General features: G+C 61.8%; 17 protein-coding genes. 3 read left to right on the top strand and 14 right to left on the bottom strand.

Translation table 11 applies throughout. The features are described from left to right. The 4 genes from LQE90_RS06765 to LQE90_RS12520 form a co-directional block, all read right to left on the bottom strand. Nucleotides 1–1095, bottom strand: a complete 1095-nt coding sequence (locus tag LQE90_RS06765; protein WP_216529103.1) for a helix-turn-helix transcriptional regulator — start codon at nucleotides 1093–1095, stop codon at nucleotides 1–3. Between the two features lie 723 nt (nucleotides 1096–1818). Further along, on the bottom strand, nucleotides 1819–3474 hold the full coding sequence (locus LQE90_RS06770; RefSeq protein ID WP_216529102.1) for an ABC1 kinase family protein: 1656 nt from the start codon (nucleotides 3472–3474) through the stop codon (nucleotides 1819–1821). A gap of 15 nt (nucleotides 3475–3489) precedes the next feature. Next, entirely contained in the window at nucleotides 3490–3873 is a 384-nt protein-coding gene (locus tag LQE90_RS06775) for a phasin family protein (RefSeq protein WP_216529101.1), read from the bottom strand. A 156-nt stretch (nucleotides 3874–4029) separates the two neighbouring features. Next, entirely contained in the window at nucleotides 4030–5052 is a 1023-nt protein-coding gene (locus LQE90_RS12520) for a DMT family transporter (RefSeq protein WP_216529100.1), read from the bottom strand. A 238-nt stretch (nucleotides 5053–5290) separates the two neighbouring features. Between LQE90_RS12520 and LQE90_RS06785 the strand changes: the two genes are divergently transcribed. Continuing rightward, nucleotides 5291–6190 carry a LysR family transcriptional regulator gene (locus tag LQE90_RS06785; protein ID WP_216529099.1) on the top strand — a complete coding sequence of 300 codons (900 nt, stop codon included), beginning with the start codon at nucleotides 5291–5293 and terminating at the stop codon, nucleotides 6188–6190. Here LQE90_RS06785 and LQE90_RS06790 read toward each other — a convergent pair. From LQE90_RS06790 to LQE90_RS06805, 4 genes are all read right to left on the bottom strand, one after another. Further along, nucleotides 6178–6849: an HAD family hydrolase gene (locus LQE90_RS06790; RefSeq protein WP_114567087.1), complete on the bottom strand. Its 672-nt coding sequence runs from the start codon at nucleotides 6847–6849 to the stop codon at nucleotides 6178–6180. The two genes, LQE90_RS06785 and LQE90_RS06790, sit on opposite strands and share 13 nt — an antisense overlap. Nucleotides 6850–6972: 123 nt before the next feature. After that, nucleotides 6973–8730, bottom strand: coding sequence for a proline--tRNA ligase (locus LQE90_RS06795; RefSeq protein ID WP_301282391.1), 1758 nt, complete (start codon nucleotides 8728–8730; stop codon nucleotides 6973–6975). Beyond that, nucleotides 8727–9794 (bottom strand): flavodoxin-dependent (E)-4-hydroxy-3-methylbut-2-enyl-diphosphate synthase, encoded by a 1068-nt coding sequence (ispG, locus tag LQE90_RS06800; RefSeq protein ID WP_216529098.1) that lies wholly within the window; start codon nucleotides 9792–9794, stop codon nucleotides 8727–8729. The genes LQE90_RS06795 and ispG overlap by 4 nt, the downstream gene beginning before the upstream one ends. 159 nt (nucleotides 9795–9953) lie before the next feature. After that, complete coding sequence (locus tag LQE90_RS06805) at nucleotides 9954–11072, bottom strand: site-2 protease family protein (protein WP_216529097.1); 1119 nt, start codon at nucleotides 11070–11072, stop codon at nucleotides 9954–9956. Nucleotides 11073–12278: 1206 nt separating this feature from the next. Here LQE90_RS06805 and LQE90_RS06810 point away from each other — a divergent pair. Both LQE90_RS06810 and LQE90_RS06815 read left to right on the top strand, forming a co-directional pair. Beyond that, nucleotides 12279–12545 carry a DUF4160 domain-containing protein gene (locus LQE90_RS06810; protein WP_216529096.1) on the top strand — a complete coding sequence of 89 codons (267 nt, stop codon included), beginning with the start codon at nucleotides 12279–12281 and terminating at the stop codon, nucleotides 12543–12545. 10 nt (nucleotides 12546–12555) lie between these two features. Beyond that, the gene (locus tag LQE90_RS06815) at nucleotides 12556–13104 is read left to right on the top strand and encodes a DUF2442 domain-containing protein (protein WP_225748710.1); all 549 of its coding nucleotides are present in this window, start codon (nucleotides 12556–12558) and stop codon (nucleotides 13102–13104) included. Here LQE90_RS06815 and dxr read toward each other — a convergent pair. From dxr to LQE90_RS06845, 6 genes are all read right to left on the bottom strand, one after another. Next, entirely contained in the window at nucleotides 13101–14390 is a 1290-nt protein-coding gene (gene dxr / locus LQE90_RS06820; RefSeq protein WP_216529095.1) for a 1-deoxy-D-xylulose-5-phosphate reductoisomerase, read from the bottom strand. The genes LQE90_RS06815 and dxr overlap by 4 nt on opposite strands. Before the next feature lie 73 nt (nucleotides 14391–14463). Continuing rightward, nucleotides 14464–15393, bottom strand: coding sequence for a phosphatidate cytidylyltransferase (locus tag LQE90_RS06825; RefSeq protein ID WP_114567094.1), 930 nt, complete (start codon nucleotides 15391–15393; stop codon nucleotides 14464–14466). Beyond that, nucleotides 15394–16173, bottom strand: a complete 780-nt coding sequence (gene uppS / locus LQE90_RS06830; RefSeq protein ID WP_114567095.1) for an undecaprenyl pyrophosphate synthase — start codon at nucleotides 16171–16173, stop codon at nucleotides 15394–15396. Between the two features lie 79 nt (nucleotides 16174–16252). Further along, nucleotides 16253–16810, bottom strand: a complete 558-nt coding sequence (gene frr / locus LQE90_RS06835; RefSeq protein WP_114567096.1) for a ribosome recycling factor — start codon at nucleotides 16808–16810, stop codon at nucleotides 16253–16255. 95 nt (nucleotides 16811–16905) lie between these two features. Continuing rightward, a complete protein-coding gene (gene pyrH, locus LQE90_RS06840) occupies nucleotides 16906–17622 on the bottom strand; it encodes a UMP kinase (RefSeq protein WP_114567097.1) in 717 nt (238 codons plus the stop codon). Between the two features lie 252 nt (nucleotides 17623–17874). Beyond that, the gene (locus tag LQE90_RS06845) at nucleotides 17875–19314 is read right to left on the bottom strand and encodes a S1C family serine protease (protein ID WP_216529094.1); all 1440 of its coding nucleotides are present in this window, start codon (nucleotides 19312–19314) and stop codon (nucleotides 17875–17877) included. Nucleotides 19315–19337: the final 23 nt, after the last annotated feature.

The raw sequence follows: 19337 nt of genomic DNA on the forward strand, positions 1-19337 counted from the left end.
CTACACGTCGATAGGGGCGCTCTGAGCAGCGGCTTTGCGACGCTTGCGATCGCGCCACCAATGGGAAAGGCTGAACACAAGCCACTCCACCAACGGGATGGTCAGAAACGCCACCCAAGCCGGATGCGGCTGGCTCAAGACGAACGCCATGTAGAAAAACCAAGCCGTCACTCCCAGCGGATACGCTCCGGCAATAAGCGGAGCGATGCGCCGACGCCCCACGGCATGGCCCACCATATAGTACAGCGGCACGGTGAAGAACAGGAACAAGCCCATCCCCCATTGCCCGTTCATGATGCCGATCAGCAGGTACGCCAGAATAACCACGAGCGGATAGGGAAACTTCAGCCATGACCGCTCGAACTCGCGCAGATAATGCTTGCGAACCGGGATGCTCTTCCCCACCTCGTCACCGTACTTCGCGCGGGCATCGTCAAGCGTCTCGAAGCGCTCGCCCTGCACGGTGTAGCCGCACGGATCGTCCCACCGGCCACTGCCCCGATGGCCGTACTTGGCGTGAGCGTCGTGCCAGCTATCGAACTGCTCGCCGTTGATGACCACGTTATCGCCGTCGATGAAGACCTCGTCGTCATCCGGGCCGTTCTTGGGGCTTTTCACATGCACGCCATTCCACCCGACATGCACCTCTTCGCCCTTCTCTCCATCGATTACGTGAATTCCTTCGCGCCAGGAAATATGAACTTTCTCCGCGCCGTCCTCCACGTGGATGCCCCCGACGCCTATGCGCACTTTGGAAGGGTTCTCCGTATTCGGGACCTCGTCGTCCGTAGGCGCTTCCTTCGCACTGGACTCATCGCGATTCTCGCAGGCCGTCGCCTCGCGCTCGGAAGCCCGGTCGGCCGCCTCGAATATCACGTCATCTTGCATGCCTTCGTCCACGTACAGCAAATCGTCCAGCGACACCCCGTACAGCTGCGCGAGCGCGATCAGGTTATCGGTGTCGGGGGAAGACTCGGACCGCTCCCATTTCGACACGGCCTGACGCGACACGCCCAGCCTCTCGGCCAAAGCCTCCTGAGACAACCCGGCTTGTTTGCGACGCTCGGCCAGACGCTGCGCGATCTCTACGTTCATCGTGCTCCCTTTCTCGTTTCGCTCATCATAGCGTATTGAAAAGAGTACGGTTGCAACGCTTCGAGCGCGACCAATTTCAGTTGGAATCTTGCGCAACTTTTGGTTGCGCTCTCGGGAGCAACGCAGGTCGCACAATCGCAAGCTGCGGTTTCACGCTCGCACTGCCCATTCGCGCGTTCGCACCGAATGCAAACGCACACCATGCGGAAACCGTCGACACAGGCGTTTCCACAGGGCGTTGAACAAGGCTCCTTACCACGAGCGATCCATCTGAAACCCGCCGCGAAGCGAACGCCCGGCCGCGTGGTCGCAGGGCCCACCGGGCGCTCGGGCAAACGATCGCGCCAAACGCGATCCTGCGCACGAAAAACCGCCCTCGCTGGCAGGTTCTTGCAGTTTGAGGTCGTCGAGTCGAGTGCTGCTCTTGTTGGCGCTCAACCCGATTTTCGTTTTGCCTGCTCACAGTTTCGGCTTGGCGCGCTGCACTTTCGCGAGCGCTCTTCACGGGCGATCAAACGACCTCAAACCGCAAGAACCTGCCAGCGAGGGCGGTTTTTCGTGCGCAAGCCCGACCCCTCCGTTGGATAGCGTCTTCGCAGCGTAAGCCAGGGGCCTCCCTCCCGCATCGCGCGGCCGCGCTGCGAGACCGCTGAACCCGCGAACGCCCGCCCACACCGCGAGACCCATCGGCCCATCCGGTCGCGCATCCCTCGGCGAAAAGCCTCAAACTCTACGGCGTCGAATGTCGACGATCACCCAGATAGACAAAATGGCAGCACCCAGATAGCCGAAGAACGCCAGGACGGGCACGCCCAGAAGCCGGGGCTCCATTGTGGACAGCGACAGCATGGACGAGCCGATGAACAACCCGGCGATGATGATTCCCATGGTCAAGCGGTTGATGATCTTGGCCAGCTTGGACAGCGGCGCTTCAGATCCAAGCACCTCCATGTTCATCTTCAGCTGCCCGCGCGTGAGCATCTTGAGCGCTTCACCTGAGTACTGGGCCGCGCCGAGCGCGCCGTTCGCGGACGAGCGCAGCGCAAGCACCAGATCCTCGACGGCCGAAATCAGCTTGCCTTGCGGGTCCTTCGAACGCTGGATATGCGCGTTGATGATGCCGACGACGCTTTCATTGGGAATGAACGGCGCAATGGTTCCTTCCAGCGTCACGATGCCGCGCGACACGCTGGTGATAGAGGACGGCAGCGTGACCTTGCAAGAACGCGTGAGCATAAGAATATCGGCAAGAAACTCGCCAATGTCGATATCGGCCACATCGCATGACCCGTAGTCTCTCAGCAGCAAATCAAGGTCGGCCAGGAAACGCGTATGGTCGATCACCCCGTTGTCCTTCGAGGCGGCGAACGACATGAGAGCATCTTTAAGCTCTGCGGAATCCTGCATGCCCACCGCTTCTATGATGCTGCCGAAGCCCGCACGGTCGCGCGGCGACAGGCGACCCATGTTGCCCAGGTCGATATACACCACCTTGCCGTTGCGGATAAGCAGGTTGCCCGGATGCGGGTCGGCATGGAAAAACCCGTGATCGAGAATCTGGGTGGCATAGTTGTCGAGGATCTTCTCGCCGATCTCTTCAAGCTGATACCCAGCGGTGTGCAACCGATCGACCGCCAAGATGGGAATGCCGTCGATATATTCCATGACCAGCACGTATTCGCTGCAAAGCTCCGGGTACACCCGAGGGCTGTCGACGAACGCCACGTTCGCGTTCAAGCGCGCGAACTCTTCAAGGTTCGCCGCCTCGCGCTGGAAGTCGGTTTCCTCAAGAAACGTGGCCCACAGCTCCTCGACCACGTCGCGCAGATCGAGCATCTGCTCGTCTTTCATGAAGCGCGACGCCTGGCGCGCCATCGTGCGCATGATATCGATATCCTGCGCCATCGTGGCCTTCACGCCCGGCCGCTGTATCTTGATGGCCACGACGTCCCCCGTCGCAAGGCGAGCTTTGTGCACCTGCGCAAGCGACGCGCTGCCAAGCGGCGTGGGGTCGATGGCGTCGAACAAATCCCCCTGCGCATCGCCGTACATGTCATTGAGCGCAGCGAGTATCTGGTCGAACGGCAGAGGGTCGCACTCCATCTGCAGCTTTGCAAGCTCGTCGCAGTAAGCCTTCGGAAGAATCTCCGAGCGCGTGGAAAGGGTCTGCCCGATTTTGACGAAGCTCGGGCCCAGATCTTCCAGCATGGCTCGGAAGCCTTCGGGCGTGAAGCCGTGCAGCACGCGATGCTTCTGAAGGATCGAATATATCTCCTTCAGCCGGCGCGCCCTCGTCTTCCGGTTGAGATTGAAGCGCCCTTCCGGATCGATGTCCGCGCCGGTGCTGAAGAAGTGCTTGAGTACGGTGTTGTCGATCATGCGTTCATTCGCACGCTATGCGCCGGAAACCTGCTGGTCAGCACGCTCTTCGCTCTTGGCAGGATCGTCCACCTCGACGCAAGACGCATCGCCCACTTCGACGTCGGCCGGCTTGGAATCCGCCTTCGCAGCGAACTCCGCGGCTTTGGCGGCGAACTCGGCTCGCTCTTCGGGCGTCATAGCGACCATGCGCGCCTCGAGCATGTCGTAGCGCATGGCGGACACGGCGTCCTCGGCCTTGTGCTTGAGCTCGGTGTTGATCTCTTTGCCTTGATCAACCGTGAGTTCGCCCTTTGCGATCAACTGATCGACAAGCTCCTTGGTCTTCTCCCCGGTAATAGCCATAGCGCCGATACCGGCCAAGAAAATGTCTTTGAATCCGTCGCTGAGGTTAGCCATGGATGCCTCCTTCGCCTGCGATTCGCCGGGCAATCGAAAACCCAGCCTTTGCAATCATGATGCACTAAATCGGCGAAAAGGGCAATGCGCGCAAGGAAACCGTCATGTGAATGCAAATGCAGGGAAGCGAAGCCCCGAACTGAATGCGAACCGCCGCTATGCGGCGTTCTCGCGGGCGAGCGCCAGTTGGTCGGGCAGCGCCGCGTGCGAGGCTTCCGCCCCAAGAGCCGCCACGCGTGCGGAAGTCACGCCCTCGAGCGCGCCTCGGGCAGCCAGCGCATGCTCGCGCGCGCCGGAGGCTTGACGGCCCTCTACGTACGTGGCGGCCATCACGGCGCACACGATAACGACGGCCCCGGCAAAACCGGCAGCGGAAAGCACCTCGCCAAGCAGGACGAACGAGAACACGGCGGTGAACACGGGCTCTCCCGTCAAAAGCAGCGACACCGACGACGACGGCAGCGCCGTCAACGCCAAGTTCTGCAGCAAAAACGTCAGGCACGTAGAAAGCAGGGCCAAAAACGCGATAGTGCCCCACGCGATCGGCTGCACGGCAGCCAGATCGACCGGCACTTCGAACGCAAGCGCGCAAACCAGGGACACGACGAACGACATGGCTATTTGCGTGCCGGCCACGGCAACCGCGTCAAGCTCGGCCAACCCCCGCTCGCCGAACACGAGCGCCCCCGCCAACGCAACGGAGGACAGAAGCCCCAGGACCTCGCCCCATCCGAAAGTCAGAGCCCCGCCGTTGTTGCACAGCAGATACAGCCCCACGACGACGGCAACTTGAAACGGGATGAAGGCCAGAGGGTACCGGCGCCGATTCACCACTGAAAAGAGCAGCGGCGCGAACACCACGGGCAAAGCAACCAGAAAGCCCACGTTGGTGGCCGTGGTCAAATCGAGCGCCACGTTGCAGGTGAGGTACGCAAGCGCCATGCATACGGCCGAAGGCACCCAAACGCGCAAGCGCACGCCCTTGACCTGGCGCACGATACGCGGACCGAAGAACAGCGCGAACACGAGCAGCGCCAAGCCGAAGCGAATGGCCAGGCACCACAGCGGCGTGATGCTGTCGTACGCCATCTTCGTGATGGCGTTGCCCGACCCGAAGATAACGGTCTGCAAAACGACAAGAGCCACGTAAGGCCAACGCTTGCTCGAACGATACGCCACAGCTCCTCCTTCCACGTGCGCGACGGTGCGACAGACAGCGTACGAAATAAAAGACTTCTATCAAGAAGCCTTGCACGACTACGATTGAATTTCCGACATACTACGGGTTCGGCTATAAAAAGTAAAACGAGACTATCTTTTCAAAAATTAAAGTAATTCTTGTAAAGCCATGTCATACCCCTTGTTCGTTTGCGCAATAAACGCGAGAATCACGATATCGACGCGAAAGGCGAACGGTATGGGCAATCAGAAATACGAGGCGCTTCTCAAAGTAGCCGAAACGGGCAGCTTCAAACAGGCGGCGCACGACCTTGGATACACCCAAGCCGGCATAAGCTACCTTGTGAACTCGCTCGAACGAGATCTGGGCGTCACCTTGCTGGTAAGGGAGTACGGCGGCACGCGCCTCACGGCGGAGGGCCAGGACCTGCTGCCCTGGATGCAAAACGTCTGCAACAGCGAACGACAGCTGGAAGCACGTTTGGCCGAACTCAAGCATCTGGAAAGCGGCATCGTCCGCGTAGCGGCTTTCACCAGCACGGCAACTCAGTGGTTTCCCGGCATAGCGAAAACGTTTCTGACCCAGCATCCCGGCATCGACCTCCAGCTCATCTGCATGGACGACGAGGATGCGCTGGAAGAAGCCGTATATCGCGGCGACGCCGACTGCGGCTTTTTCGTCTATCCTATCAAAATGGAAATGGATTCCCTGCCCCTGCGCCACGACCCCCTGCTCGTGGCGCTTCCCCCGGATCATCCGCTGGCCGACGCGCAGCGCTTCCCCGCACGCTCCCTTGCGGGCGAGCCCTACATACGGCTGCTCAGCGGAACGTCGTCGGAGATGGAAGCGCTCTTCCGCAACAACGGCGTGGAAGCCAACGTGCGCTTCACCGTCGACAGCGACTATGCGGTGATGAGCATGGTGAGCGCAGGGTTGGGGTTCAGCGTGCTGCCCGACCTCATCCTGCGCAACGCCCCCTTCCCCATAGCCGTGGTGCCTCCCGAAGTGGAAACGAGTCGCGAAATCGGCATCGCCGTCCGCTCGATGAAAACAACCTCGGCCGCGACGAAGGCGTTCTTGGACGTTACCGAGCAATGGGTGGCTAAAACGTACGGCCAGCCGAATCAGGCTCGGTAGGAAGAGGAACCGATCCCGAGCAACGGGGGAACGTCCGAGCAGCGCCCGCACACGTACGTAGGGCTTTCGCCAAGCAGCATGCCCCGCGAGAACATGCCCCAGAGCGCTGCCGCCGTCGCGCATCCCGCGGCGTTGCCCGCCTGCATGTCGAAGGGGCTATCGCCCACGTACAGGCACGCTTCGGGACGAAGGTCGAGCAGCCGGCACCCGTGGGCAACGGGACCGGGGCTCGGCTTGTGCTCCGGCCAGTCGTCGGATCCCACCACGAAATCGAAGTAGCCGGCCAGGTTGAAGCAATCGAGGCCGCGCATCGCCGGATCGTGCCGCTTCGAAGTGACCACGCCAAGCGGGACTCCTTCGTCTTTCAGGCGGTTCAGCATGTCGATCGTATCGGGAAAGAGCCTGATGAGGTCGTCGTGGATCACGGCGTTGTGCTCCCGGTACACGCGGCACAGCTCCTCGTGCACGGAATCGTCGTCCGTGAAATCCCGCATCTGCGTGTTGAGCGGCTGCCCCACCTTGGCCATAAGCGCCTCATCGGGAACGACTTCGCCCAGCACCGTGCGCGTGGCATAGCGAAACGTGGCCAGCAAAAGATCGTACGTATCGAGCAACGTACCGTCGAGATCGAACAGAACTGCCTGGATGTCGCGTTGCACAACGTCTCTCTTCCTCAATACACGAGCGCGCAAGCAATGTCCCGGGTGAAACGGACGAGGCAAGGGAAGCGTGCCCCCTTGCCTCGTCTCGACCTACCCTATCCTTGGACCTGCGCGCGTCTTTTATTCGAACAAGCTGCCGAAGAGCGAAACCTCGGAGCCCCACACCTTCGAGTTGCGCTGCGCGAACGCAAGCGCATCGGTCAGCGCGGTCAAGGGGATGTCGCGGCGCGCACCGGTGCTACGGCGCTTGATCTCCACCTTCTGCTCCGCCAGGCCGCGCTTGCCCACGATGATCTGCAGCGGCCAGCCGATCAGGTCCGCGTCGGCGAACTTCACGCCCGCGCGCTCCTTGCGATCGTCGATAGCCACCTCAAGGCCCATCCGCGACAGGTCGGCCGCCAGCTTCTCGGCCGCAGGCTGCACCTCGTCATCGCCCACCGTCAGCGGAATGACGCACACATGAGCAGGGGCGACGGTCAGCGGCCAGCTGATGCCGTTCTCGTCGTTGTGCTGCTCGACAATGGCGGCCATGGTGCGCGAAACGCCCACGCCGTAGCAGCCCATGAGGAAGGGCTGCTCGGAGCCGTCCTCCGTCATGAAGGTGGCGCCCATGGAGCGCGAGTACTTGTCGCCTAGCTGGAACACCTGGGAAACCTCGATGCCGCGCGCGCCCTCCAACGGAAGCCCGCAGGTCGGGCAGCTGTCGCCGGGACGCACGATGCACAGGTCGGCCCATTCGTCCACCTTGAAGTCAACGCCCAGCTGCGCTCCCACGTAGTGATAGCCGTCCTCGTTCGCGCCCACGACCCACTTCGGAACCGCCTGCAAGCTGCGCGCGGCGATCACGTACGCACCCTCGGGCAGACCCACCGGGCCCATCGAGCCCTTGTGCAGGCCGAAGGACTCCATGTCCTCGTCGGTCAGCAGCGTGAACCCGCCAGCCGCACGGGCAGCCTTGATCTCGTTGAGCTCGTGATCGCCGGGCACGAACATGACCACCAGCTTGCCCTCGTCGTTCTTGCCGGAAAGCGCCTTCACCGTCGAGGACTCGGGAATGTCCAGGAACGCAGCCAGCTCGGCGATGGTATGGACGTCGGGCGTCGCAACCTTTTCCATGGCCGGAACGTCGTAGACGGTCGGGCGAGCCAGGCAGTCGCCGGCTTCGGTGTTCGCGGCGTACCCGCACAAGCAATGGACAAGCTCCGCTTCGCCAGCCTCGGCAAGCGCCATGAACTCGCAGGTCACGCTGCCGCCGATCTGACCCGGATCGGCCTCGACCGGACGGTAGTCAAGGCCCATGCGATCGCAGATGCGGCCGTACGCCTCGCTCATCTCGTCATACGTTTGCTGCAGCGACTCCTGGTCGGCATGGAAGCTGTACGCGTCCTTCATGATGAATTCACGGCTGCGCAGAAGGCCGAAGCGCGGGCGGATCTCGTCGCGGAACTTCACCTGGATCTGGTACAGCGAAAGGGGCAGCTGCTTGTACGAGCGCAGCTCGTTGCGAACCAGCGCGGTGAGCAGCTCTTCATGGGTGGGCCCCAAGCAGAATTCATGGTCGTGGCGATCCTTCAGGCGCATGAGCTCGGGGCCGTAATCGTTCCAACGGCCGGACTCGTGCCAAAGCTCCGCCGGCTGCAGCGCGGGCATCATGATCTCCTGAGCGCCGATAGCGTCCATCTCCTCGCGGACGATGCCCTCCACCTTGGACAGGACGCGCTTGCCCAACGGCAGGAACGTGTACACGCCCGACGCCGTTTTGCGAATGAAGCCAGCGCGCAGCAGCAGTTTATGGCTGGCGATCTCCGCATCGGTGGGATCTTCCTTGAGCGTGGGGGCGTAGAGCTGGCTCATACGCATGATATTCGAATTCGTCATAGCTTTCCAATCTCCTCCATCAAAGCGTCCACGATGGCTTCTTCCTCCACCTTGCGGACGACCTTTCCCTGTAAAAACACCACGCCCGACCCCTTGCCGCACGCAACGCCGATATCGGCGTCGGCAGCTTCGCCGGGTCCGTTCACCACGCATCCCATGACCGCTACCTTGAGCGGCTTGTCCAGCCCCGCGATGCGATCCTCAACCTGCCGCGCCATGCCGATAAGGTCGACCTGGCAGCGACCGCACGTCGGGCAGCTGATGAGCTCGGGGGCGCGCCGGCGCAGGTCGAGCGCCGCAAGCAGCGTCCAACATGCGCGAATTTCCTGCACGGGATCGTCGGTAAGCGAGATGCGCAGCGTGTCGCCGATCCCCTCTTCAAGAAGAATCCCCAGGCCGCACGCGCTCTTGATGACGCCTTGGAACGTGGTGCCTGCCTCCGTGACGCCAATGTGCAGCGCAACGCCCGGAAGCTTTTCGCTGAGCAGGCGGTACGTGCGCACCGTGGTCATCACGTCGTGAGCCTTCGCGCTTACCACCAGGTCCCGAAAGCCGCGGCTTTCACAGTAGCGCGCGTAGTCGACGGCCGAAAGCGCCAGCTTCTCCGGCTGCGAAAGATCCTCGCGGGCCGCAATGGCATCGTCAAGCGAACCGGCGTTCACGCCGATGCGAATGGGAATACCCGCCTCGCCTGCAGCGTCGAGCACGGCATCGGTCTTGGCCAGCCCGCCGATATTGCCGGGGTTGATGCGCAGCTTCGCCGCGCCGCGTCGCGCCGCCTCGACCGCGATGCCCGCGTCGAAGTGAATGTCGGCCACCACGGGCAGCGGAGATTCCTCGCACACGGCCTGGAATGCGTCAAGGCAAGCGCGCCGGGGAATGGCCATGCGCACGACCTCGCACCCCGCGTCGGCCAGCGCTCGGATCTGGGCCAGGTTCGCAGCCACGTCGTCGGCCGGCGCGTTGAGCATCGACTGCACGACAACGGGCGCGCCGCCGCCCAGCGGCACGTCGCCGACCATCACCCGACGGGTGCGTTCGTTCGGTTTGGCGTCGATCGCCATCGTTTCTCCGTTTCTGATCCCCGCCGATCGCGAACGCGATGCGGCAGAACCGCGCCCGGCTCCAAAGGGCACAGGGCGCACGAGTGCATTGCAGGTTATTCTACCGCTGATTGACCGCTCGGCGAAGCAAATGCACAGGGATTTCGCGGAGCGCGTGCTTTACGCGCCGAAGCCGACGCCCGATATGATCCTTTGGATGTCTTGATTCGCCATCACCAAGAAGAAGCACACGAACAGCGCCATGCCCGCCATCGAAAGGTAGTTGAGGGCCTTCATGGACACCGTGCGACGCGCAAGCTTCTGGAACAGCTCGATGACCAAACGGCCTCCGTCAAGCGGCGGGATGGGCAGCAGGTTCATGATGCCGAGCGACACCGAAATAGCCGCAAAGAATTGGAGGATGTTGACCAGACCCCCCTCGAACGCGTCTTTCGACATGACCGCGATGCCGATAACGGACGAGGAATTGGACATGGTTTCGGCCGCAGTCGCCGGATTGAACAGGCCCGCGATCAGCTGGATCACCATGCCGATGTACGAAAATCCCATCTGGATAGCCTGAATCGGCCCCACGACGACATGCTGCAGAACGCCCGTGGTGGGGTTTTGCATGTCGATCCCGATCACCGAGAACAAGACGATGAACAGCAGCACGGCGAACAACAGGTTCACGGCAACGCCCGCTACCAGAATGATCGCGCGCTTCCAAAACGGCAGGCTGCGATACTGCTGCCGGTACTCGGATTCGAAGAACGCATGCGGATCCGAAACCGGACGCGCTTCGCCGAGCGCCCCCGCAACCGGTTCGGGAAGGCCGGCGGCGCGGGCGGACTTGATCTGCTTCTTGGATGGGACGTACTCCGGCGTTCGATACGTGTTGTACTGGTCCTTCTTCGAGGGGCCCACGATAGACCCCCACTCCGTCAGCTCTTCGAGCGCTTCGTAGGCCTCGTCGTCGGTAATGCCGCAGTCCGCAGCAATGTCCTCCATGTTGGCGGTGCCGCGCCGGTACAGGGCGGCCAGAACCTGCTCCAGATGCGGGCTCATCTCGCCCGGCTCCATGCCGCACACCTTTGCGTATCCGCCCAGGAGAATGGGCGTGACGCCGAACTTCGTGCCCCATTTGGTGAAACCGATGCTGGGGCCAGGCAAGCCCAGCATGAACTCGGTCACGCGCACGCCGAACGCGCGCGCCGCCAGGTAATGGCCGCCCTCGTGAATGAACACGAGAAAGCCCAGCACCAGCGTGGCGTACACGATCATGAGGATTACGTCCATATACACAGCTCCTATGCGCTAACGGCCTCGCTCCTGCAGCATGCAGCGCTGCATCCGAGAGCCGGCAATGTGTCATGCCCCAGTATAAAGTGAAACCGCGAAGGAACCATTTTCAAACGAGAAACCCACGAACCTGCCGCGAAATCTTCGCGAGCAAACCCGACGCCAGTACGCCGCATTGCTCCCACGGCAGCGTTCGCGCATTCCCGACGCAACCTCCAACCCGGCAAAAAGAGCCGGTTCGAGACAACTCCAGGATAGCGCCGACAGATCCGCGCGGTCACATGCACGCTCGAGCGATTCGACAACCGCAGCGACATCGGCTATCGCTTCGATTTCGGCAAGGCGAGTCGCCCGAACGAAGAAGCCTACGAAGTCAGTGTCGGCATGCTGGAGTGGATGGCGGAAGCGTTTGGCTCGACGCCCGCTCGCAGCTGCCTCGACGGTGCGCCCGGCGCGGCCATGCCCGCACTTGCGCGCCCGCGCACTTGCGGACCCGTGCGCTTGCGGGCTCGCACGCTTGCGGGCTCGCGCGCTTGCGGACCCGTGCACTTGCGGGCTCGTGCGCTCGCGGGCTCGTGCGCTTGCGGGCTCGCACGCTCGATTCTTCTCGAAATGTTGCGGTCGAAGGGTACGTCAAGACCCGCCCGTTAACAGTGGGCATCTGCGACCAGGCAAAACTCACGACCGTATTCAACGCCGCCTTTCTGCATGTCCTTCGAACGCAACATTTGGGAAAGAATCGCACAGAGAGCAAGCTCGGCCCGATCAACCTTCGCCGACCGCAGGCAAGGCAACTATCGACTTCGGCGCGCTACATCGTTTTCCACTGCGGCGCGCATGCGTACCCATTGCGGTTTCCACCGTGGCGGGCTCACGTGCACACGCTGCAGATCCGGGTTGATAAAGGGAGCGTTTCAGCGCTTTGACCTGGCTTGTTGCGCTCAACGGCCAATATCCGGGCAACGCGCGCTGGATTCCTGCTAGGTTTTGGCTATATTCCGAACAGGTTTCTGCTAGATGCGCGTTGGAACCGCGCTAGATCCGCGCTGGAACCAGCCAAGAAACGAGCAAGCTCCACGATAGATCGCGCAAGCATTTCGCTGGACGCACGTCATCTACGCGCAAGATGCCGCAGCTAAGATAGTACCAGCGGATCCGCACAACGAAATACAAGCCTCCATCGAGAAATCGAAAGGGCAACACATGCCTGAGATCAGCTTTTTCTACGGGATCAAAATTATGATTTACCACGAATCGAACGCCCCGCATCACAAGCCGCACTTTCACGCTTCCTACGGCGAATACGAAGCGGTATACTCGACCGAAGGGGACCTGCTTGCAGGTTGCCTTCCCCCGCGCCAGGCGAAACTCGTCGTAGCTTGGGCGGCTCTTCACATGCAGGAGCTTGATGACAATTGGTATTTAGCCAGCTCAAACAGCACCTGCTTCCGCATCGATCCGTTGGTTTGAGGAGGACGCGATGAAGTGGCATCTCGACAAGCACATCATTGACTTCGGGTTACTCGAAAACGGCTCGATCGTCATCGACTGGAACGATGGGAGGCGAAGCGTATTCGATCCAAGCCCTTATCTTAAGAATGATTTTATGGGCGAGTTGACCAACCGGGAGTATTTCGAAACCGCTTACGCACTAGGCCACGGACGGGGCATAGCCTGGCCAAGAAGCCAAGACTTCGGGGCCGGTTTTCTATACAACGAGTCTTCGACCGTCGAACGAGAAGAACCGCTGCCCCCGCGAGGACGGCAAATGGTGTGGAATCCCGATAAACGTATCGAACAGGTACGGCCTTGCCCTGAAGGCGACAAGATCCTTACTAGCTGGAACGACGGAAGTTCGCGCATTTTCAGCACATGGGCCCATGCATCCAGCGATAGCATAGGCAAGCTTGTCGATCGAGATTACTTCGCGCAAGCAAAGGTGTCGCCCAAGCAAGATGCGGTGATCTGGCCCGATGGGATGGATTTTCCCGCCAAAACGCTATACGAACAGGCTGCGTTGGCGGACTAGCGAGCTTCGATCCATCGACGCGCTTCCTGGCGAGCCCAAGCATCCACGGCCTCCAGCTGATCAAGGCTCTCGACCCGTTGAACGCCGTTGCGCTCGTGCACGTCCATGACGGCTTCGACGCATTCCGGAATGCCCAAATAGGTTCCCTCTTCGGCCAAGAACGCGGCGACTGCAACTTCGTTCGCGGCGTTCATGACGCACGGCAGCGTACCGCCCGTACGCCCCGCATGATACGCCAGGTCAAGGCAACAGAACGTATCGGTGTCGGGCGCGGCGAACTCCAGCGTGCCCAGCGTGCGGAAGTCGAGCGGCGCAACCGGAGCGTCCCAGCGCTCAGGATACGACAGCGCGAACTGGATGGGAATGCGCATGTCGGTGGTGCCGAGGTGCGCCTTCACGCTGCCGTCGGAAAACTCCACCATGGAATGGATGGCGCTTTGAGGCTGCACCACCACTTCGATCTTGTCATAGGGCATCGCGAACAAATGATGGGCCTCTATGACCTCGAGCCCCTTGTTCATAAGCGTGGACGAGTCGATTGATATTTTCGCGCCCATGTTCCAGGTGGGGTGAGCCAGGGCTTGAGCAGGCGTGATGCAAGCCAGATCGGCACGCGTGCGTCCGCGGAACGGGCCGCCCGAAGCGGTCACCCACAGCTTCGACACCTCGCGCGCGTCCTCGCCGAGCAGGCACTGGTAGATTGCCCCATGCTCGGAATCGATGGGCATGAGCGCCCCCGCAGGACCCTGCGCAGGTGCCGTTCCCGCAGCTCGACGTTGGGCGTCAACCTGCGCAGCCAGGGGCATGATGAGGTCGCCGCCCACTACAAGGGACTCCTTGTTCGCCAGAGCAAGAACCTTGCCTGCCGCCAACGCTTCATAGCTTGCGCGCAAACCGGCTGCTCCCACCAGGGCGTTCACCACGATATCCGCCTCGGGAAGACTCGCCAAGCGCGCAACGGCCTGGGCACCGAACCCCAGCGCTCCTTCGCCGCCGGCTTCGCGGCGCGCAACGGCCTGGGCAAGCGTAGACGATGCGCTCGGTGCGGGCTGCGCGCTCTCGCGCACCAGGGCCGCCAGGTCGTCGGCAACCGCCTCGCCTTTCAAACGCTCGTCGCCTACCGCCACGTGACGCACCCCGAACTCCCGAGCCTGAGCCAAAAGCTCGTCCGCTCGCGAATGCACCGCCAACGCAATAACCTCAAGCTGGTCCGCATGCCTGCGCACCACGTCGAGCGTTTGCGTGCCGATAGAACCCGTAGAGCCCAGAACAACGATGCGTTTCACGTACGCCTCCTATCAGAGCGTTCAGTCACCAAGTCGTTCGCGGTGCCAGCAAAGGCGGCCGCGTCGCCCGCCCCTAGAAAAGAGGAACGGGAAACGGAATGCAGCCTCCCCCGACCAAAAGGATGGCCGAAGTCACGGCCACCAAGAACAGCGAGTCGCATCGATCGAGCAAGCCGCCGTGGCCCGGCATGATGCTCCCGGAGTCCTTGAAGCCCGAATTGCGCTTGATGCGGCTTTCAGCCAAATCGCCAAGCACGCCCATCAATCCGCTGATCAGGCCAAACACGATAGCTTGAGGAATGGACATGACCACGCCCGGAATAAACGTCATCAAACACCAGAACACAGCCGATCCCACCAAGCCGGCAATGAAGCCCTCCCAGCTTTTCTTGGGGCTGGTCCGCGGAGCCAGCTTGTGCTTGCCGAACTTGCTGCCCACCAAATAAGCGAACGAGTCGTTGGCCCACACGCTCAAGAACACGCCCAGAGCCAGCACGCCGCCCCACGGCTGGGGAAGCGCCGTGCGGATGACCACCAGACCGGACAGCAGCATGCCGCAGTACGCCGCGCCGAAAAAGCTCACGCCCACGTCGGGGACGCGCGCCCGCATCCAGAACACGTACCACACGATCAACGCCAGAAGCAGCGCCATGCTGACGTACAGCGCCCCGTTCAATCCCAAGAAAAACACGCTGAGCGGGTACAGCATGGCCGCGATGATGCCAAGCATCTCGTTGGGAAGCTTCGCATCGGAACGCAGCATATAGTAGAACTCGCCCGCCGTGATGCCGGCCGTGGCGACCAAGAACGCAACCGTGGTCCACTCGCTTGCCAAAATGCACACCACGGACAGCGCCACGTACACGAAGCCCGTGCGAAACCGCACCTGGAGGTCCGTGGCGTTCTTCAGCTTCTTGGGCGTCTTTCCGTACGCGAAGTCCTTGATGCGCTCGGTGCGCTTGCGATCATCGTTGGCCGACTGATCGCCGGGCCGTTCGTCCACTTACTTCACCGCCCCGAACCGTCGATCGCGCCCCTGGTACTCAAGCAGCGAACGCAGCAACTCGTACCGGTTGAAGTCGGGCCACAGAACGTCGGTGCACACGAATTCCGAATACGCGATCTGCCATAGCAGGAAGTTCGATACGCGCATTTCGCCGCTCGTGCGAATAAGCAGGTCGGGATCGGGAATGTCGGCGGTATACAGATGGCGCGCGAACGACTCCTCGGTAAGCTCCTCGGGCGCGCGACCGTCGCGCATCGCGTCATGAGCCTCGTCCATGTACGAGCGGACGGCGTCGAGCAGCTCCTGACGGCCGCCGTAGTTCACCGCCACGACCAGGGTCATGCCGTCGTTGTCCTTCGTTTTCTCCCACGCTTTCGCGAATGCGTCACGCGTCTTCTTCGGAAGCGCATCGGTCTGCCCGATGGTCATGACCCGAACGTGCTCTTCGTGCAAGCCGTCCACTTCAGCCAGCATAGTGGTTGCGAACAGGTTCATCAGACCGATGACCTCTTCCTGCGGACGGCGCCAGTTCTCGGACGAGAACGAATAGATGGTTAGGTAGCGAACGCCCACGTCGGACGCGCAGCGGATAGTCTCGCGCACCGCCTCGATGCCGGCTTTGTGGCCGAACAGGCGATTCTTGCCGCGCTCTTTCGCCCATCGACCGTTGCCGTCCATGATGACGGCCACGTGCTGGGGAACCGCCGCAGGGTCAAGCTGCGTCGGATCCAGGTCCGCCGGCGGATGGGGAAATATGTAATCCAAGGGCTTGTTCACGCTACCACCTCACAAAAGACGAGAAAGCCGACGATCGCGCGATCGTCGGCTTCGGAGATTTATCCCAGCTTGCGCCGAGTTAAATCTCCATCACCTCGGCTTCTTTCTTCTTGAAAGCCTCGTCCACCTCGGCGACGTACTTGTCGGTGAGCTTCTGGACTTCAGCCTGGGCACGACGCTCGTCGTCTTCGGGAAGGTTGTCCTCTTTGACCGAGCGCTCGATGGCGGCATTGGCATCCTGGCGAGCCTTGCGCACGCCGACGCGCGCCTCCTCGGCGTAGCCCTTGCACTGCTTCACCAGATCGCGGCGACGTTCCTCGGTAAGCGTGGGGAACGGCAGGCGAATGACCGAGCCGTCGTTCGAGGGCGTCACGCCCAGATCGCTGGCCAGGATGGCCTGCTCGATGGCGCCCAGCACGCCTTTGTCCCACGGCTCGATGACCAGCATGTGCGCGTCGGGAGCCTTGACGCCCGCCATCTGGTTGACCGGCGTCGGCACGCCGTAGTAGTCCACCCTGATGCGATCGAGCACCATGGCGTTCGCGCGTCCCGTGCGCACAGCGGAGAAGTTGTTGCCCAGCGAATGGAGCACGCCTTGCATGCGCTCCTCAGCTTGCAGCATGATATCGTCGATCATTCCGATTCCTTTCAACCTGCTTCTTGCAATACGCTCGTCGCGCGAGCGCTACGTTCGTTCGTTCGTTCGTTCGTTCGTTCGTTCGTTCGTTGACCTTATTCTACCGTGGTTCCGACGTTTTCGCCCTTCAAAGCCCGCGAAATGTTTCCGCTTACCGTCAGGTCGAACACGATCATGGGCACGCTGTTGTCCATGCACAGCGAAGTCGCCGTGGAATCCATGACGTTGAGGCCCTGCGACAGCACGTCCATGTAGCTGATGCGATCGTAGCGCTTGGCATCCGGATTCTTCTTGGGATCGCTGTCGTACACGCCGTCGACCTTCGTAGCCTTCATGAGCACGTCCACGTCCAGTTCGCACGCGCGCAGGGCGGCCGTGGTGTCAGTGGTGAAGTACGGGTTGCCCGTGCCGGCGGCCAAAATGACCACGCGGCCCTTCTCCATGTGGCGGATGGCGCGACGGCGAATGTAGGGCTCGGAAACTTCCTGCATGTTGATGGCGCTTTGCACGCGCGAGAAAATGCCGTGGCGCTCGAACGCGTCCTGCAGGGCCAGCGAGTTCATGACCGTGGCCAGCATGCCGATGTAGTCGGCCTGCGCGCGGTCCATGCCCTCGGCCGATCCGGCCAGGCCGCGGAAGATGTTGCCGCCGCCCACCACCACGGCAAGCTGCACGCCGTCGCGCACGATGTCGGCAATCTGGTCGGCCAGGTCGTCGACCACCTTGGGATCGATACCGTAGCCAACATCCCCCGCCAGCGCTTCGCCGGACAGTTTGAGCAGCACGCGCTTGTACCGATACTCTTCAGACATAGACTCTATCCTCTCGGTGGTCGTTCATTGCTTTGAATTTAGCCTATCTATAGTACCTGAAAAAGAAACGGCCGCGTAGTCAACGCGGCCGTTTTCAGGCATTTCACGCAAAGGACAAACCAAAAAACACCGCCGAGAAGCCTTGCCCTCGCGCGTTTCGGCACTCGGTTTCGCAGAAGCGACCGCACGAGCCTCGACGGAAAAGCGGCCCCCGCTTCACATGCAGGGGCCGCTAGAAACCGCCGTCAGCTCTTAGGCCGCGCTTTGCTGCGACTCGCCGCTACTGCCGCCGAACAGGCGCTCAAGCATGGACTCCTTCGAAGTGGAGCTGTTCTGCTGCGTGGTGGCAGCCTGCGAGGACTCGTCGGATCCCAGCGTGACCTCGATCTGCTTCGTCTCGCCGTTGCGGTTCACGTCAAGCGAAACCTTGTCGCCGGGGTTCTTGGCGCGAACGGCCAGCATGAGATCGCTTGCCGAGGCAACGTCCTTGCCGTCGAACTTGGTGATGATGTCGCCCGCTTGCAAGCCAGCCTCCGCCGCGCCGGAGCCGGGATTCACGGCGGCAACGTACGCGCCGCTGTCAACCGACAGGCCGTAACGCTTGGCGTTCTGCGAGTTCACCGTGGACATGGACACACCAAGCTGCGCATGGGTCGGGGTCTTGCCATCGATGATCTGCTGGGCGATGTTGACCGCGTAGTTCACCGGGATGGCGAACCCGACGCCGGAGTAGTTGCCGGAGTTCGACGTGATCAGGGTGTTGATGCCGATCAGCTTGCCCTCGGCGTCAACAAGCGCGCCGCCGGAGTTGCCAGGGTTGATGGCCGCATCGGTTTGGATCATGTTCGGGTAGATGGTCACTTCGCCCGACCCACCCTGCTGGGCGCTGCTGTTCATGATCTGAGAGCGGCTGGTGGCCGACACGATGCCCGTGGCAACGGACTGCTCCAAACCGAAGGGGCTGCCGATGGTCATAACCCATTCGCCGATAGTCAGGTTGTCGGAGTCGCCAATTGCCATCGGCGTCAGGTCGGTTGCATCCTTAGCCTTGACAACGGCCAGGTCGGAGCTGGGATCGCTCCCAACAACTTGGGCATCGTACGTGTTGCCGCCTACGGTCACCTTGAGCGCGTCGGCGCCCTGGACCACGTGGTAGTTCGTCACGATGTAGCCGTCCTTGGTCAGCACGACGCCGCTGCCCAGCGACGACTGCGTCAGCGTGGACTCGGAAGACCCGCTCACGCCGTAGCCGTACAGCCCCATGCCGGACTGGCTGGTGTACACGTCGATGGCCGCTACGGAAGGCAGGGATTTGCTGGCCACGGCCTCGGCCAGGGTCACGCTTTCCCCTTCGGCGTTGATGACGCTGCCGCTCGACGATCCGATTTGGGCAGAAGAGCTCCCGTCACCGGAAGACGAGCCTGCGGTCGAGGCTTGCCAGATGCCGAACCCGCCCAACCCGATGACGCAGGCAAGGGCCGCTCCGGCAAATGCAACGCCGAACGTCCGGCCGGCGCTGGACTTGGCCTGAGGCGTCGACGGCACGGCGGTGTGCTGCGCCGCGGCATACCCATGACCCGGCTGCTGGTAGTAAGGTTGCTGTCCCGCAGGAGCAACGTGCTGGGCGCGCTCGTCGCCCGGCTTCGGCGGCAAGGGGCTGCCGCTCGGGGTGGTTCCATTGGTTTCGCTCATATGCTTCACGCTCCTTTATTTCG

Origin of the sequence: Paraeggerthella hominis (assembly GCF_021044775.1) — a bacterium.
Classification (GTDB): Bacteria; Actinomycetota; Coriobacteriia; order Coriobacteriales; family Eggerthellaceae; genus Paraeggerthella; species Paraeggerthella hominis.

Coding starts and splice junctions, on each gene's coding strand:
- ispG (WP_216529098.1), bottom strand. CDS start 9,794: ATGGCGATCGACGCCAAACCGAACGAACGCACCCGTCGGGTGATGGTC.
- LQE90_RS06815 (WP_225748710.1), top strand. CDS start 12,556: ATGAAGTGGCATCTCGACAAGCACATCATTGACTTCGGGTTACTCGAA.
- LQE90_RS06770 (WP_216529102.1), bottom strand. CDS start 3,474: ATGATCGACAACACCGTACTCAAGCACTTCTTCAGCACCGGCGCGGAC.
- LQE90_RS06795 (WP_301282391.1), bottom strand. CDS start 8,730: ATGACGAATTCGAATATCATGCGTATGAGCCAGCTCTACGCCCCCACG.
- frr (WP_114567096.1), bottom strand. CDS start 16,810: ATGATCGACGATATCATGCTGCAAGCTGAGGAGCGCATGCAAGGCGTG.
- LQE90_RS06805 (WP_216529097.1), bottom strand. CDS start 11,072: ATGGACGTAATCCTCATGATCGTGTACGCCACGCTGGTGCTGGGCTTT.
- LQE90_RS06845 (WP_216529094.1), bottom strand. CDS start 19,314: ATGAGCGAAACCAATGGAACCACCCCGAGCGGCAGCCCCTTGCCGCCG.
- LQE90_RS06810 (WP_216529096.1), top strand. CDS start 12,279: ATGCCTGAGATCAGCTTTTTCTACGGGATCAAAATTATGATTTACCAC.
- LQE90_RS06775 (WP_216529101.1), bottom strand. CDS start 3,873: ATGGCTAACCTCAGCGACGGATTCAAAGACATTTTCTTGGCCGGTATC.
- LQE90_RS06785 (WP_216529099.1), top strand. CDS start 5,291: ATGGGCAATCAGAAATACGAGGCGCTTCTCAAAGTAGCCGAAACGGGC.
- LQE90_RS06765 (WP_216529103.1), bottom strand. CDS start 1,095: ATGAACGTAGAGATCGCGCAGCGTCTGGCCGAGCGTCGCAAACAAGCC.
- pyrH (WP_114567097.1), bottom strand. CDS start 17,622: ATGTCTGAAGAGTATCGGTACAAGCGCGTGCTGCTCAAACTGTCCGGC.